Below are 15,063 nucleotides of genomic sequence, written 5' to 3'. Positions count from 1 at the left end.
GAGGACCTGCACGCTGCTCGGACTGTGCCGTCGAATGGGTGGGGCCTGGCGCGCCACCGACGCGGCTTCCGTGGCCAAGGCCGACCCGAACCGTGCCCCGGAGGCGAGAAGTACATACGTTTCCGCACTTTTCACTAACCTCAGACGATACAGTGGCCGCCGTCCACAATGGCGGCGTTCCTCCATTGATGGTGTCGACGAACCGGAGAGTGGCGATACGTCGGCGCCGGAGCGGGAAATCAGCTTTTCGCATTTGCGCCGCGACGCGGGGCGCGTCAGTCTCGAAACCCTGGTTGCAGGAACTGGCGAAGCTGAAGGCGATCCGCGGACTTGTGCTGCCGACAGTCACGCTGGCAACGGTGCCACCGAAATGGCTGCAGAAATTCCGTCGGCGGGCAAGCGTTGAATCGATCTGGGATTTGCGGCGACATCCTACACACATCCCCTATGGCCTGGCGGCCTCGTTCTGCTTTCAGCGGTAGCACGAAATCGTCGATGGCCTGATTGATCTGCTGATGCAGATCATCCACAAGATCGACAACAAGGCCGAGAAGAAGGTCGAGGAGCAATTGCTGGAAGATTTCCGTCGCGTGCGCGGCAAGACCGGTGTGCTGTTTCGTCTGGCGGAGGCGGCCGTCGATCATCCGGATGACTCCGTCAAACAGGCACTCTACCCGGTCGTCGGGTTGCAGACCCTAAAGGATCTCGTCAAGGAGCACAAGGCGACGGGGCCGGCTTTTCGGCGTGTCGTTCATACTGTTCTGCGGGCATCGTATAAATGCCATCACATTCATGGACATTCTCGACTCACTTCGGCAGGCGCCCAGCGCCGAACTCTATCGCCTTTATCTCGCCGTCGGAAAAATGCTCGACGATCCCCGACGCATCCTGGAAGTACGGCAGCGCCTGCACCTCGGCATGGCTATGAGTTATATCGCAGACAACCCGCGGCAGACTCCATTGCAGGGAACCGTCGTTGAGCTTCGGCAAACACAGGCGGTCGTTCAGGACAATGCGAGCCGGCGCCGCTGGGCGCTACCGTACGCGGCGATCGTTCCCGAAAGCGCAGCCCCGATTCATTCTGAACCGGCACTGCCACCGCGCGCACAACGCGAAGAGTTCCTCGTCGGCGACACCGTCGGTTTCACCGACAAACACCTGAGCGAGCGTGTCGGCACCATCGTCAGACTCAACTCGAAAACGGCCTCGATTGCAGTGACAGATTCCGAGGGTCACTGGCGCGTTTCCTACGGTCTGCTGCGGCGTATCGTCGATCTATAGCCCTATCAACTCTGGTCGGAAGACAACATCATGGCCAAGCCCAGGATCGACGCAAAACGTGAACATCGCATTGAGATGGAAGTGGTGGTCGACGCCTATACTGAGGAAGAGCGGGCGATGTCGTGGTACTGCTATCTGGAAGAGCAGCTCTCGTTTCCATTCGAGGCCGGCATTCGCCAGGCAATGGCCTCTTCACCACTGCACCCGGGTGAACACGTCGCGGTCACCGGACTCGCTCATGAAGACCTGTGTCGGGTTGGCATCTTCGTCTGGGCCCGGTGGGGCCAACGTGACGTGGTGGCACCCCTGGCTCAGATCGTCCCGGTGGACAGCGATAAACCGACACGACTCGCCGTCGCTGACTGGCACTACTGGCACGATCAAGGTTACGCGTTCTGACATCCAGAGAGCCGTCGCACTGTCGCAGCGGGATCTCGCTCACCTCGTCCTGATCTCTCGCGGCGTTGTTGGTCTCGTACTAAATTTCCACTTCTGACGGGTTACGCTGACGGATACACGGCATTGAAGCGATGACCGGCGTGCACGACAGGCCGCGCGAGCTGACAGTCAGCACAGCCAGGGTCGGCCCGGACACCGCCATGGTCGAAGTACGCGACACGGGCACCGGCATCGACCCCGTGCACCTCGACCGCCTGTTCCAGTCGTTCTACACGACGAAGGCTGAGGGCATGGGGATGGGCCTGGCGATCAGCCGGTCCATCGTCGAGGTGCACGGCGGACGGCTTGAGGTCGCGCTGAATGAGCCGCACGGCGCGGTCTTCCGCTTCACGCTGCCGGCCGAGGAGAAAACGCACGCGAGCCAGGAGGCGCTGCGCTCGTAGCGGGCGCGGTCCGATCGACCGGCGAGCACGCCGCCCTACTGGCGCTCCTCGCCCGGTGGACTTGAAGATTCGCGCAAGGGCGCCGTGACGGGTTCGGCGAACGTCCCACCTGACGCTCGTGGCACGAGCCGCCGGCGACAATGACGCCGGCACGCCACCGGCTTTTGATTACGGCGTGCCGAGCACACGCGTCAGATGATGCTCGAGCGCGGCGGCGTCGAGCGGCTTTTCGAGCAGGGCCAGGGCGCCAGTCGCGGCCACCCGCGCGCGCAGTGCATCGGTGGGAAATGCTGTCATGAGGAGCGTCGGCGGCGCAGCGTCGAGCGCGAGCAGGTGCTCGAACATCTCGATGCCCGACATGCCGGGCATGCGCATGTCGGAAATCAGGCACCCCGTCCCGTCGGCGCCCGCTGGCGGCATCGACTGCAGGTATGCCTCGGCCGAATCGAACGTACGCGTCGGCCACCCCAGCGAGCGCACCAGGCTTTCGGCGGCCAGGCGGGCAGACTCGTCGTCGTCGACAATCGAAACAAGCCGGACAGGACCCATAGGGATCGCCTGGTGTGGGGCGCTCTCGAGGCGAAGAGCGCCAGCGTCCAACATGAACGCTTCACCGTGAAGCGTAGTGCCAAAGCGACCAGGTTCCCATCATACCAACGTATGGACGGAGCACCGGCAACCACCCTCGAAGTCACCGGCACAAGTGCAGTTTCTACGCCGTTGCTGAGCTGATGGTCTGGCGCCCGAGTGCGGACAGCGTGCAATCCGTCGGTGTCTTCGCCAGAGTCATGTCGACAGAGGCACGCTCGGAACTATTCAAGTCGCCGATTGCCCGTCGTCCGCTATCGGTCGAACCTCGGCCGCTCGAAGCTAAAGGGCGACCGTCGCTTCATGGCCGCCCTCTGCCTGACGGCGATCGGCAGCACGCGATCCTGATCCGCCCTTCGAAATGAGAACGTGCGCGTCCGAGATCCGGCTTTCAGCGGCCACTCGACCAGCGTCTGAAATCGCTAGCTAGTAGTGTGCCTTTGCCCGACGGCCGTTGCAGCGGGACATCGCCAGTCCTTGATCAGTGACGTCGCTTGTGACATTTGGGCGCCGGACGACCGGCCCTGTCGCCATTCTGCAACGCCTGCATCAGCGATTGACAAAAGCCCGCGCCACGACAGATGCGGCAATGCAGCCGCTCGCAAATATTCAGATGAGACGCCTGATTGCTTCAGAAACAGGGATGTGTAAGATGGAGCCGACGTCAGCGCTCCTTGCGCGTCGTGTGTGTTTGGGCCGCAGCAATGTCTGCGGCTTTTTTTATGTATCCGGAATCGCTCCGGCATTTGCGCGAGCCATCCGCCGCCGCCAACTCCGACGGCACGAACGGCCGGCGCGGACTTACAGAAGGGAAAACGGCGGTCTCGGGCGTCGCCGACCGTCGATATGGGCTTTCGCGTATTCGATGGCAAACCTGCATGCTGCACTCTCGGATGCGAAGTAACCAAGAATGCCAAATGTTTCGCGTTTACCGTTCCGGTGCGTGACTATCGCAGTTGCTGCGTAGCCTAGGATGGAAACCGGAGCGAGAGGCATGATCGTCGATGCCTTGTATTCCACGGGTTCAGCGTGCATGGCATGGTGCTCCTTGTCGGCGCTCGGCGAGCCGACTGTGACGCCTCAGTTTTTGTATCCTAGGACAATTGTGCAGCGATCAAAAGGTGCAGGGCTTAACTGGCGGCAAGGATCGGCCAACGCGGCCATGGTCAACCCGCCAAAGTCGCCGTCATGCGTACGCCCAGTCGAGGGAAGCAGTCGCCGACCAGGACCATCCGGTAACGAGTTGTTGTCAGCGCACGAGCGTGTCGTCCACTAGCCCTCACGGTCGATCACGCCGATGTCGTTGGTGTGCAGATAGCCGCCGTTCCAGAGTGCTTCGGATGCGGCCGGATTGCCAACGTAGCCCTGCGTCAGCCAGGGCGCGCGTGCAACGACCTCGCCGGCGGACTTGCCGTCGTGCGGCACCTCGCTCATCTCGCCGTCGACGATGCGCAGGTCGACGAGAGGGATCGGCAGGCCCGTCTTCGTGCGCACGTCCAGCTCACGCTCGGGATCGCCGGGCATCGACGCCCCGGTTTGCGCGAGAGTCAGGATCGGGCAGGTCTCGGACATGCCGTAGCCGGTGAAGATATCGATGCCGCGCTCAACCGCTGCCTGCGCGAGGCCGCGCGGCAGCGCCGAGCCGCCGACGATCACCTTCCAGCCGCTCAGATCGACGCGGGCGGCAGCCGGGCTCGACAGCACCATGTGCACCAATGTCGGCACGCCGTGCGAGAACGTCACCTGAAGCAGATCTCCGCGTTCAATCGCCGCGCGATCATCTGCGACACCTACCTGAGCGGCGTACACGCCAGCGTAAAGGGTTGGGAAGCAGCTCATGTCTGAACGAACATTGAACCTGGCACAGGTAACAAGCCTGCTGGTCTCCACGAGCTGCGGTATTGGCTTTTTCCTGGGCACAGGCGAACTCGCCCTCCGCGGCGGGATGGCAGGCTGCCTCTACGCAATCGCGAGCGCCTTGGGTCTGATCGCGCTCGCCGCATGTGCCCCGGCCCTGTCGGTTGGACGGCAATCCATCTGGGCCAGATTTGATCAACTCTACGGTGCCACGGTCAGCCGCAGCGTGGCGCTACTGTCGCTTGTCTGGATGACTGGTGTGCTTGCTGCGCAGATGCGCGGAGGATCCGCAATACTGACGCTAGCGGGCTTGCCACCGACCTCCGCACTCCTACTGATAGACGCTCTTTTGATCTGCCTTTCGCTGATGCGACTCTCTTGGCTTGCGGCAGGATTCGCTATCTGCATGCTTGCGTGCAACGTCGGACTCGTGCGCACGCTGTTCGAAACGGATGGGTTCAGTGTCTGGGTGCATGCGCCAATGCAGTTCTTAGATGGGCTTCGCACAACGACGCTGGCACATACCGGATTTACGGTCGTCTCAGTCGTGGTGATGGTCATATGTGGAGCAGACTATCAGCAGTTCGTGGTCGCAGCGCGGGCTCCTGCGACCGCCCGCGCTGGTTGCCTGTTTGCAGCAGCGCTAGTATTCCTTATCGGATTTCTGCCGGCCTCCGCTGTAATCGCGGCTGCCCCGGTCTGGCATCTGGAGCACGTCGTCGATCCCGTACAGGTTGTTCCGATTGTACTGATGCATACCCTTTCGAGTTACGCAGTGAGCGCCGCGAGCGGTCTCGTTGTCGCCGTACTAGGCTTAACAGCTCTTGGTGCCGGATGCTCGATTCTGCGAGCGATGGCTGAAGCTATGGCCACACTCGGCCCACCTTCCATGACAGGACCAATCTGGTCCCGCGTCCTGCCCGTCGTACTGGGTTCCCTCGTCACCACGCGCGAACAAAGTCTCGTCGACATGATGATCGACCTCAATATGGTCTACATCGCCGCAGTGGGTCCCCTTCTAATATTCGGCCTACTACATACGTCCGTCTCGCATGCAACTGCCAACGCAACAATGGTGACCGGAATCTGCATCGCCATGACCTGTTACCTGATGCGCTGGACAGGGGCAACAGAAATACCTGAAGCGGCCCCCATGCTTTTCGCGTTGCCGACTTCGCTTGCGATTGGAGTTTTGATGGTTCGCCGATCCAACAACTTTGCTTCAGCTACCCGCTCTGGGCATCGACTACCATATTGGCCGACGGGGTCCTCAAATGGTCAGTCCGCGACTTCGCCCTCATCCCCCTTACCGGACGACGCGGGCGCTGGTTGAACCAATGCTCGACGGGCCTCACGCATCACAGTTTCGCTAATCGCGGTCGCATTGGGCGGTGCCACCTCCCAATGATGCCAATACAGATCAACGGCAATCCTGTTACGCGGCGCCAAGCCAACCAGATCACCGGAATCAATCAGAGATTGAGCCTGCATGGACGGAACAAGGCCATACCCGACACCCGCCCGAATCGCCGTCAAGAGCGCCATTGGGGAGGGGAAATAATGCGTGGCATAACCGCTCACTGGGAAACCGAGCAGGCGTTCAAGGAACGCTGCATGTAAGCCATCCTTTCGATTAAAGAGCACAGCGGGGGCGGCCAGGATATTGTGCATATTGAGTCCATGCGTAAAACAGGCCGCAGAAAATTCCGGAGCAGCCACACACTCATACTCCATCGCGCCAAGAGGTTCTGCAACAAATCCGGTCGGCGCAGTACTCGCCGTCGAAACACACCCGATAGCCTCTCCGCGTGCCAATACCGGCAGGGTGTGATCCTGGTCGTCGACTACAAGTTCCAGCGCGAAACTCGCCTTCGCTATAGCACAGGCGGCGGGGCCAAACCATGTCGCCAGCGAATCTGCATTGACCGCAATTGCGATCTTTGCCCGCGCGTGTACATCTGGCTTGATTTGCTGAATAGTATCCGCCTCCAATGACCTCAGCATATGGATATGCCGAAGGAGCGCTTCACCAGCCGGTGTTGGCGTAGTGAGCGTGAGCACGTAAATCGATGGGAATTCGGGGCGTTTTGAGCAGCCTGCGTGATGTAGCGGAGGGGGTCTCCCTCTGGCATCTTGCACAAACGACGCCCAAGGGAGAGTCTCGTGTCTGCCAAGAACCGAGACTGCCAGAGTGTGCCACGTGAGTGCCCGCGATCCCAACTTCTATCACCTGCTGTTACGTATCGATCAGGACTACGCTGAACAGACCCGCGCGCAGCGTTGTCGCTGCGGTGGCGTACTCCATAGCGCCCGCTACCCGCGCAAGCCGCGCGGAATTTCATACGAAGCCCGCTGCCACTGCGAGTTCCGCTACAGCTTCTGCTGCGCCGACTGTCGCCGTCGTACCACGCCATTCTCGGTGCGCTTTCTCGGCCGGCGCGTCTACACCGCCGCAATCATGATTGTCGTCAGCGCCACGCGTGCGAGCGCCGGTACGGCCGCGGCAATGCGCCAGCTCGATGCGCTGGGCGTGCCGCCCTCGACGATCGCGCGATGGCGGCACTGGTGGATGACCGGGTTTGTCGGCACACCGTTCTAGGCGCTCGGACGGGGGGCGTTCGTGCCGCCCGTCGAGACCGCACAGGTGCCGGCAAGCCTGCTCGAGCGCTTCGCTACCACGCCTGCCGAGCCATTGCCATGCCTGCTGCGCTGGCTCTCACCGCTCACCAGCGGCAGCGCCGTGAGCACCCTGCGTGAGGGACGGTAACCGCCCGCAGAACTTGTCGCTCGCCCCCCTCGGACTGCGCCGGTAGTCTCGCCTCTCCCCCGAATCGCGGCGCGGTGCGCCGCATCCCTGGAGAGAGCATGACTGAACTTCACGATTTACCCCTGCGGGATCGTTGGGCGCGCCTGCGCTTTGCGGTCGTGGGCCCCTTGCTGGCAGCACCGCCTGAACCCGGGCAGGTGCGCGAACTCATCACCGCGCTGGCCGCCAAACGCTGGCGTCATCCCGTCACTGGCGACGATGTCCAGTTCGGCCGCTCCACCGTTGAGCGGTGGTTCTACCGGGCCCGCAAGGCGGCCCACGATCCGGTTGCGAGCCTGCGCGACCGCAAGCGCCCCAACGGCGCCGGCGCAAGCCTGTCGCCTCAGGCGGTACAGGCGATTCGCGCGCAGTACCGGGAACATCCCGGCTGGACCTGCCAGTTGCACTTCGACAATCTCAAGGTCACGCTCGGCCCGGCGAACCTGCCGTCGTACACGACGGTGCGTCGTTATCTGCGTGCGCAGGGCCTGTACCGTGAACGCAAGCCGCGTCATACCAGCCCGGCGCGATGCTCGCACGTGATCGCCTCGAGAAGCTCGAGGTCCGCAGCTTCGAGGTCGAGCACGTCAACGCGCTCTGGCATCTCGATTTCCATCACGGCTCGCGCAAGCTGCTCAAGCATGATGGCCAGTGGATCACGCCGATGCTGCTGTGCGTGCTCGATGACCGTTCGCGCGTCGTCTGTCACGCGCAATGGTTTCTCGATGAGACCGCACGTAGTCTGATCCATGGGCTCACCCAGGCACTCCAGCGTCGTGGCCGGCCTCGCGCACTGATGACCGACAACGGCGCAGCAATGCTTGCCGAGGAGACGACCGCCGGCTTGCTCGCGCTCGGCGTGCTGCACCAGACGACCTTGCCCTATTCGCCGTACCAGAACGCGAAGCAGGAGACGTTCTGGGCCCGCATCGAAGGGCGGGTGATGGCCATGCTCGAAGGCGAGCCCAATCTCACGCTCGAACTGCTCAATCAGGCCACCCACGCATGGATCGAGCGCGAGTACCACCACGCGCATCATTCCGAGATCGGTGGCACGCCGCTCAAACGCTATCTGGCCGGCCCCGATGTGGGCCGCGAATGCCCGTCGAGTGACGCGCTGCGCGCCGCATTCCGTATCGACGTGACGCGCGCCCAGCGGCGCTCGGATGGCACCGTGAGTCTGGCCGGCACGCGCTTCGAGATTCCCTCGGCCTACCGGCACCTGCAGCGCGTGCACCTGCGCTACGCGCGCTGGGACCTGAGCGGCGTCGATCTCGTCGACGCCGATAGCGGCGCCGTGCTGTGCCCGCTGCGGCCGCTGGACAAGGCCGCCAATGCTGATGGCCAGCGTCGGCGACTCGATGCCGTCAATGTCGAGCCGCCACCGGCCAGTGCGCCCGGCATCGCGCCACTGATGCGTCAGTTACTCGCTGAACGTGCGGCGACCGGCCTGCCACCCGCCTTCTATGAGCAGGAAGTTGTCAACGTCTTTCGCGAACAGTCTCATGAATCATCGGTCAGGTCCTTCTGCGCCTCCACGTGCGTGCGGAGGCGCGTAATCGGGTCAAGGGCGGGCTTCAGCCTGGCGCCAGCGGACCCTTGACGCGGCGAAGGGTTCGGAATGCTGGCGAAGGCTGGTGAGCGCGGGTTATTGCGCTCGTCAGCATGCAAGCCGGTCTGCGTCCTTGGTCTGAAGCCGCTCGTCGCGCGCGTCGGACCTGACGTCCGACTACCTTCTATCCGCTGGCACTTTGCCAGCCTCATCCTGCATGCGCATTACGCCGGAACCTTGTCCCGGGGAGCATGCCCCATCTGTCAAAGCGGCTACGTCGGTAACCCGGCGGGTGGGCGGGCATGTCCACTTCAAACCGTCATACATTGGCTCCGCGGGGTTGCATGATTGCCTTATTACGATATCTCGCTGGTCACACTGACTTCAGCTGCGCGCCTTCAGGGATGATGCCGTCCTTCAGGTAGCGCCATAGCGCAATCGCCAGACGTCGCGCCACCGCGACGATCGCGATGCGGCGCGCGCGGCGGTTGGCGCCGGTGCCTTGGGTGCGCTGGTCGAACCACTGCGTCAGTGCACTGCCGGGCTGATAGCGCAGCCAGGTCCACGCCATCTCAACCAGTAACGCGCGTACCCTCCGGTTACCCTGTCTGCTGATGCCCTGATCGGTATGGCTCTGGCCGCTGTCGTAGGGCTGCGGCACCAGTCCGACGCAGGCGCCCACCTGGCGGCGGTTGCTGAACTCCCGCCAGAACAGCTCGAGGGCGAGGCGCGACGCACCCACTTCGCCAATCCCCTTCAGGCGCGCGAGGGCATCGCTTCGTTCGCGCGCAGGAGGCGACACGCTCGCCTTACGCGTCTTCTCCAGCGTTGCGAGTTGCTGCTGCGCCAGCGCCAGTCGTTCGCACTCGCGCAGCAGCCGCTCACGCAGCTCGGGCGGCAGCGGCGTGCCGTCGTGGCACTTCACCTCGTTACGGGCGAGCCGGCCAGCGAAGGCCCGGTGGTCGACCTCATCCCAGCAGCCGAGCGTGGCTAACAGTTTGCGCATGCGGTCGCGGTGCTGCAGCACTTCCTTCTGCAACTGGCCGCGATCGCGCATCAGCTGGCGCGACGCCTCGTCCTGTGGCGACGGCACGTGGACCACGTGCATGCGATCGCGCTCGCCGCGTAGCCACGCGCGCAGATTCATCACAAGCTTGATGGCATCGAGCCGGTCAGTTTTCGCGCGCCGCTTGTGGCGTTCGACCGGAATGCTCGCCGGATCGACGACGTAGCACTCGATGCCGTGCGCCTGCAGCGCGCGACAGATCCAGAACGCGTCCTGGCCGGCCTCGTAGCTGACGACGATGCGCACGCCCGCGGGCAGCGACCACTTCTCCTTGTGCCGTTCGATCAGGTCCAGCACCGCCTGCAGGCGGGCGGCGGCCTGTGGCTGCGCGACCGCGTGCACGGCGGGCTTCTCGCGTCGGCCGTCGTGCAGCGCGACCTTCCAGGTTGCTGCGGCGAGCTCGAGTGACATCGCCAATACCAGTTCTTCGCCACCCGCCGTGAACGTCTGATTCGTGCGCATGATGCTCCTCCTTTGAACGGGACTTGACACGCTGATTTTAAGTATCAGTTCGTCGACGCCCCTCGCTCATAGGATCTGGATTCCCGCCGACTGGCAGGAGCAGGCATGAGCCAGCGCCTGCAAGCCCTCTACGGCCTGAAGTGGAACCCGTTCTCGCCGGAGCTTCCCCTCGAGGCGCTGTACGTGCCGCCGCGCGTCGAGAACTTCTGCTGGCGCATCGAGAACGCGCTCGTGCGCGAAGGCGGCTTCGCGATGATCCACGGCGAGCCGGGTACCGGCAAGAGCGTGGTCATGCGCGTGCTGGCCGAGAAGCTCGAGCGACTGACCGATCTGACAGTCGTCTCGATCAATCATCCGCAGAGCAACCTCGCCGACTTCTATCGCGAGATGGGCGACATCTTCGGTCTGGAACTCCGGCCGCACAACCGCTGGGGCGGCTTCAGGGCGCTGCGCGACCGGTGGATGTCGCACCTGCAAAGCACGCGCCGGCGCCCAATCCTGTTGATCGACGAAGCGCAGGCAATGAGTCCCGGCGTGCTCAACGAACTGCGGCTCATGGCCAGCGCCCGCTTCGATTCGCAGCCCCTGCTGTGTGTGGTGCTCGCCGGCGACACGCGCCTGACCGACAAGCTGCGGCGCGACGAACTGCTGCCACTGGGCAGCCGTATCCGCTCGCGCCTGGGGACCGAGAAGGCTTCGGCTGACGATCTGCTGGCCTGCCTCGATCATCTGCTCGCCAGCGCCGGCGCACCACAACTGATGACACCGCCGCTGCGCCACACGCTGTGCGAACACGCGCTGGGCAACTACCGCGTGCTCACCACGCTCGCCAACGAACTGCTCACCACCGCCGCGCAGCGCGAACTGTCCGAACTCGACGAGAAGCTGTACTTCGAGGTCTTTGCACCATCAACACAGTCCTCGCGCCGCACGCCAGCGCGTCAACCCAACGGAGCCCGATGACATGTCCCCCAAAGCATCACCTCACAAACCCAACGCCTCCCGGCGCCTGCCATTGCCCGAGCTCTCCGACGAGGCGGCCTACATGATGCAGTTCTTCATCGAAGACCTCTATCTGTGGTTCAGCCGCGCCTACGCGACCCAGATCCGCCGCTATCGCGAGCCCTGGTACCGCGGTCCGACACAGCCGCCACACCAGAGCATCGACGAGCCATTCTGAAACGACAACGGGAGCCATTCATGGCTCCCGTTTTACTTCGTCCCTCGAACATCATTTATGTTGCTCATTGCCCCATCGATTTACGTGCTCACGCTCAGGCGTAGCCCCATTACGCACAAGCAACGGCGTACCAAACGACTCTTCCAGAGCGATTATTCGCTGGGAGACAGCACCACGAGTAATGTTTAACGCGCGCGCCGCTTGCCCAAAATGTCGAAACTCAACGACTGCAAAAAATGTTTCCAGTTGTTGACGGTCGAAATTCATATAGAGCTGCCCCGATATTGGTCCGGACCACGGTTAGGGTGCGAGGTTAAAAGACCGCCGGGCTTCATGCCCAGACAAACTACTCGGACGTCGGTACCTTAGCACGGCCCGGTTAATCCTACGGTAGATGCACTCTGTGCAACAATGGAAAACCGCCACTGAAGCCGCAGCACATCGGTATAGAAAACGAAGTACATGACGCATTAACGATGCGTAAGGCATGTGAGCATGGAGGCGAACGACACGGCAAAGAACATCATGTCGGCCTCCGGCACCGCTATTTTCATGCCTATGGCGACGCGCGCCGCGAGGAACGCACCCACTGCGCCGCCGATCCACCAGCGCAACCAGCAGCAGGCCGAGCCCGGGCCGAGATTCGAGCCGACCGCTGCGGCCTGCTTGGCGATCAGCGCGACGGTCGTGAGGATAGCGATCGCCATCCGGACCATGCCGAAGGTGTTGCCGATACGCGCCATCCTCGTATTCGACAGCCCCTTGAGGGCCTGAATGAAGCAGACCGAAGCGATCGGATACAGCAGCGTGACGACGTAGATCGCCAGCACGAAGATGGTCAGGTTGATCACCGTGTGATTGATGACTTCCATCCCTGCTCTCCTTTATGACCTGCGCGCGACTTCGCCGTCGCGGGACAGAAACGTGGCCGCGACGATATCGTCGGAGAGATCAATGTTCAGCGCGCCTTCCTTCGTGACGATCAGATTCAGAGTCGAGTAGATTGTGCGCGCAGAGCGACGACGCGTCGGCCGCGACCATCGACGGGACGTTCGTGTAGCCGACGAGCGACACGCCGTGCTTCATCACGACCCAGTCCGCTTCGTTCAGCGGGCAGTTGCCGCCGCGCCGGCCTTCATATTCGGCGCCACGTCCCGCCGCGAGGGTCCGTTGTGCCGTCTGTGGGCGCTACGTAGCGTTTCTCGTCAGCGACGCGACGGCATCGGGAATGTTCGGCAAAATGCTAGCCCCCTCGTCAGAAAACGGCATGTCGTTACCAGTGTGTGCGATTGCCGTGGACATAGCACGCACCGGTAAACGCGCGAGCAAAGCCGTCCCGAACTGAGCAACGAACGCGTCCGCTATCAAACCATACCGAGGTGATGATGGCATATGCGCCGGCGAGCCCCCAGCCCTTCCGCATTTCAACTAAACCCATGAACCTGTGCAGTCGGACCATCGTGCGTACCGTGGACCAATTTATCCGAGGTCAACTCCGGAAACAAAGGAGCTGGCTGCCAAGATGACATCGTGAACCTTGCCTTTGCGCCGCTTTGATAGCCGCGGATGGTTCAGGCTGGTTGGCAAGAAACATCGTTGCCACCTGGCCGGCCTTGACGATTTGCACGAAAGACGCGTCCACGGTGAAGGTCACAACGTTGCGGGAAATCATTCGTGTCTCGGTGGTTCGCGGACCTCTTCAGCAGGCAACCGTCCTGGGGAACGGTGCGCCAGTCTGTGCTGCGCGCTGCATGCGCTAGCCCCACGCCGCTGCGCGACGCGGCGCCCCCTTCGCCGCCGTGCCGATGCACGCCGGCTGCGCGCCGTTGGCTTGCGAGTCACGCACGCTACGCGTGCAGAGGTCGCGCGCGCTCGTGTCCACCTGTCCCCGTTCGCCCGCGACGCCGGTCCCGTCGCGATGACTGCCTGCCGTCGTTCCTCCCTCTGCTCCGCCTGACCCTGGTGAACCTACGCCAGGCGTGCCGCCATGCAAGCCCGAGCGCTACGCGCAAGTTCCTCGCCCGGTTCCGTTCGGACTGCGGCCTGCGGACGTGACCTTGCATGACGGCCCTGATGCCTGACGTCGCCGGTGCACCAGGGCGAAGCAGAGGGAAGAACGGCGGCAGGCACAGCGCCACCCCGCGCCGGCACCGGAAACGGTGTGAGGGGGCTCTGCATCAGGAACCCGGTCAGCTTTCAAGGAGCGAACACCATGCAGGACAACGCACACAACCCCGACGACGTTTTCGGCAAGACAATTTCGAGCTACACCCGCGCGCAGGCGATTGCCGATGGCGTGCTGGTCGATGTGAGTGCTCTGGCGCGAGAAGCCGGCTTTCGCATTCCGGTCGCGGTGATATCAGCAGTATGGGCAGATTGCGTAGCGTGGACCGACGCCGACAGCGAAAGGGGCGAAAGCGGTCGGCTTTGGGACGTGCTTTGGATGGGTGCACTAGCAGCAAAGCGCGCACGTGGCGCACAGCGTATCCCGTTTGAACTGCACCGCGTGCCGCGCGGCGGTCGAGGGACACGACCCCGGCCTGTCACTCTGAACCTGCACCTCGGTCCTGGCGACGACGCCGAACCCGTCATCACGATTCTGATGCCTGAAGAAGACTAAGTTTCACCCGCCCCGTCGATGACGGCGGGGCAATTCCAACCACTCATTAAGGAGAGCAAAACATGTCCGTATATCCAATCAATCCCGCAACAGGTTTGCCGACGACTACCGAGGAATACAGTGGTGTTGATGTTGGCGGCAACCCGTATGGCACGAAACTGTAACGTTACCTAGCCACAGTCTTGTCGTTGCTCGAGTGCTGGCCGCTAGGCATGTAACGCGCGCTTTTTCGGGCACCATTCGGGCACGCAAGCCAGAAATACAAAACGGGTTACAGACGTAAATCTGTAACCCGTTGATTTCTTTGGTCGGGGCGAGAGGATTTGAACCTCCGACCACCTGCACCCCATGAAAGCAGCAATTCCCCCAAGCTGAAGAGCTTGCCCGGCGCCGCGCCGTTGGAAACATCCGCCTTGGAACAGCGTCGTATGGAGTCCAATTGCTTCGCGTATATCTACGCGTATACATAAAATCGATTACGCAATTTTTTTATTTAAAGTCAAGCAATTGATTTCAGACATTCGAGTCTCTTGGCACCGATCGACATCGAAAACATCAATGCAGAGGAGGTCCTGCGGCAGTGCGCTTTTGAAAGTTTTTCCCGCGGCGAAGTTCACAATTTCTGCCGGCAACACGGGCTCAACGCCGGTGGAAAGCATTCGAAATGCTCGCATTGCAAGAGAACAGCTAGCACACGCGCCAGAGAGTCAGAGCCCCACTACCATTGAGACGATCAGCGCCCCTGATCTGGCGAAGTGGGAAACGATTCCAACGCACGGACCATAGATTAAATTCTGCACTGCGTCGGT

At 62.3% G+C, this 15,063-nt stretch carries 17 protein-coding genes and 3 pseudogenes; 10 read left to right on the top strand and 10 right to left on the bottom strand.

Features of this window, described 5'->3' with window-relative positions:
- Positions 1-275 precede the first annotated feature (275 nt).
- Positions 276-644: a hypothetical protein gene (locus OKW39_RS41535; protein ID WP_429565307.1), complete on the bottom strand. Its 369-nt coding sequence runs from the start codon at positions 642-644 to the stop codon at positions 276-278.
- Positions 645-792: 148 nt separating this feature from the next.
- Here OKW39_RS41535 and OKW39_RS41530 point away from each other — a divergent pair, with 148 nt between their 5' ends.
- The 3 genes from OKW39_RS41530 to OKW39_RS41520 all read left to right on the top strand — a co-directional run bounded on the left by OKW39_RS41530 (position 793) and on the right by OKW39_RS41520 (position 2,123).
- Positions 793-1,281, top strand: coding sequence for a hypothetical protein (locus OKW39_RS41530; protein WP_429565306.1), 489 nt, complete (start codon positions 793-795; stop codon positions 1,279-1,281).
- 30 nt (positions 1,282-1,311) lie between these two features.
- Entirely contained in the window at positions 1,312-1,680 is a 369-nt protein-coding gene (locus OKW39_RS41525; RefSeq protein ID WP_429565305.1) for a calcium-binding protein, read from the top strand.
- A 131-nt stretch (positions 1,681-1,811) separates the two neighbouring features.
- Positions 1,812-2,123, top strand: coding sequence for an ATP-binding protein (locus tag OKW39_RS41520; RefSeq protein ID WP_429565304.1), 312 nt, complete (start codon positions 1,812-1,814; stop codon positions 2,121-2,123).
- Positions 2,124-2,291: 168 nt separating this feature from the next.
- Here OKW39_RS41520 and OKW39_RS41515 read toward each other — a convergent pair whose 3' ends face one another.
- Positions 2,292-2,726 (bottom strand): response regulator transcription factor, encoded by a 435-nt coding sequence (locus tag OKW39_RS41515; RefSeq protein WP_429565303.1) that lies wholly within the window; start codon positions 2,724-2,726, stop codon positions 2,292-2,294.
- A 44-nt stretch (positions 2,727-2,770) separates the two neighbouring features.
- Between OKW39_RS41515 and OKW39_RS41510 the strand changes: the two genes are divergently transcribed.
- Positions 2,771-3,076: a carbohydrate porin gene (locus OKW39_RS41510; RefSeq protein WP_429565506.1), complete on the top strand. Its 306-nt coding sequence runs from the start codon at positions 2,771-2,773 to the stop codon at positions 3,074-3,076.
- A gap of 910 nt (positions 3,077-3,986) precedes the next feature.
- Here OKW39_RS41510 and OKW39_RS41505 read toward each other — a convergent pair.
- Positions 3,987-4,532, bottom strand: a pseudogene (locus OKW39_RS41505) (AMP-binding protein); the annotation flags it as partial.
- A gap of 16 nt (positions 4,533-4,548) precedes the next feature.
- Here OKW39_RS41505 and OKW39_RS41500 point away from each other — a divergent pair.
- Complete coding sequence (locus OKW39_RS41500) at positions 4,549-5,901, top strand: hypothetical protein (protein ID WP_429565302.1); 1,353 nt, start codon at positions 4,549-4,551, stop codon at positions 5,899-5,901.
- Here OKW39_RS41500 and argP read toward each other — a convergent pair.
- Positions 5,847-6,629 (bottom strand): HTH-type transcriptional regulator ArgP, encoded by a 783-nt coding sequence (gene argP, locus OKW39_RS41495; RefSeq protein ID WP_429565301.1) that lies wholly within the window; start codon positions 6,627-6,629, stop codon positions 5,847-5,849. The two genes, OKW39_RS41500 and argP, sit on opposite strands and share 55 nt — an antisense overlap.
- 139 nt (positions 6,630-6,768) lie before the next feature.
- Between argP and OKW39_RS41490 the strand changes: the two genes are divergently transcribed.
- Positions 6,769-7,167 (top strand): hypothetical protein, encoded by a 399-nt coding sequence (locus OKW39_RS41490; RefSeq protein WP_429565300.1) that lies wholly within the window; start codon positions 6,769-6,771, stop codon positions 7,165-7,167.
- 266 nt (positions 7,168-7,433) lie between these two features.
- Positions 7,434-8,839, top strand: a pseudogene (locus OKW39_RS41485) (helix-turn-helix domain-containing protein); the annotation flags it as partial.
- Positions 8,840-9,299: 460 nt separating this feature from the next.
- Here the strand turns inward: OKW39_RS41485 and OKW39_RS41480 are convergent.
- Entirely contained in the window at positions 9,300-10,454 is a 1,155-nt protein-coding gene (locus OKW39_RS41480) for an IS110 family transposase (protein ID WP_429563147.1), read from the bottom strand.
- 105 nt (positions 10,455-10,559) lie between these two features.
- Between OKW39_RS41480 and OKW39_RS41475 the strand changes: the two genes are divergently transcribed.
- Both OKW39_RS41475 and OKW39_RS41470 read left to right on the top strand, forming a co-directional pair.
- A complete protein-coding gene (locus OKW39_RS41475; RefSeq protein ID WP_429565299.1) occupies positions 10,560-11,417 on the top strand; it encodes an ExeA family protein in 858 nt (285 codons plus the stop codon).
- Between the two features lies 1 nt (position 11,418).
- Positions 11,419-11,634: a hypothetical protein gene (locus OKW39_RS41470; protein WP_429565298.1), complete on the top strand. Its 216-nt coding sequence runs from the start codon at positions 11,419-11,421 to the stop codon at positions 11,632-11,634.
- A gap of 51 nt (positions 11,635-11,685) precedes the next feature.
- Here OKW39_RS41470 and OKW39_RS41465 read toward each other — a convergent pair whose 3' ends face one another.
- The 4 genes and pseudogenes from OKW39_RS41465 to OKW39_RS41450 all read right to left on the bottom strand — a co-directional run bounded on the left by OKW39_RS41465 (position 11,686) and on the right by OKW39_RS41450 (position 13,306).
- Positions 11,686-11,901 carry a LysR family transcriptional regulator gene (locus tag OKW39_RS41465; protein WP_429565297.1) on the bottom strand — a complete coding sequence of 72 codons (216 nt, stop codon included), beginning with the start codon at positions 11,899-11,901 and terminating at the stop codon, positions 11,686-11,688.
- A gap of 203 nt (positions 11,902-12,104) precedes the next feature.
- Positions 12,105-12,461: an NAD(P)(+) transhydrogenase (Re/Si-specific) subunit beta gene (locus OKW39_RS41460; protein WP_429565505.1), complete on the bottom strand. Its 357-nt coding sequence runs from the start codon at positions 12,459-12,461 to the stop codon at positions 12,105-12,107.
- A 57-nt stretch (positions 12,462-12,518) separates the two neighbouring features.
- A pseudogene (locus OKW39_RS41455) lies at positions 12,519-12,801 on the bottom strand (NAD(P)(+) transhydrogenase (Re/Si-specific) subunit alpha); the annotation flags it as partial.
- A 322-nt stretch (positions 12,802-13,123) separates the two neighbouring features.
- Positions 13,124-13,306: a hypothetical protein gene (locus OKW39_RS41450; RefSeq protein WP_429565296.1), complete on the bottom strand. Its 183-nt coding sequence runs from the start codon at positions 13,304-13,306 to the stop codon at positions 13,124-13,126.
- A 540-nt stretch (positions 13,307-13,846) separates the two neighbouring features.
- Between OKW39_RS41450 and OKW39_RS41445 the strand changes: the two genes are divergently transcribed.
- Positions 13,847-14,254: a DUF6573 family protein gene (locus tag OKW39_RS41445; protein WP_429565295.1), complete on the top strand. Its 408-nt coding sequence runs from the start codon at positions 13,847-13,849 to the stop codon at positions 14,252-14,254.
- Positions 14,255-14,730: 476 nt separating this feature from the next.
- Here OKW39_RS41445 and OKW39_RS41440 read toward each other — a convergent pair whose 3' ends face one another.
- Entirely contained in the window at positions 14,731-14,913 is a 183-nt protein-coding gene (locus OKW39_RS41440; protein ID WP_429565294.1) for a hypothetical protein, read from the bottom strand.
- Between the last annotated feature and the right edge of the window lie 150 nt (positions 14,914-15,063).

It is taken from the genome of Paraburkholderia sp. MM6662-R1, assembly GCF_050436245.1.
Lineage (GTDB): Bacteria > Pseudomonadota > Gammaproteobacteria > Burkholderiales > Burkholderiaceae > Paraburkholderia > Paraburkholderia tuberum.
The sequence above is the reverse complement of the archived record's forward strand: the minus strand, read 5'-3'. Positions and strand labels throughout refer to the sequence as shown.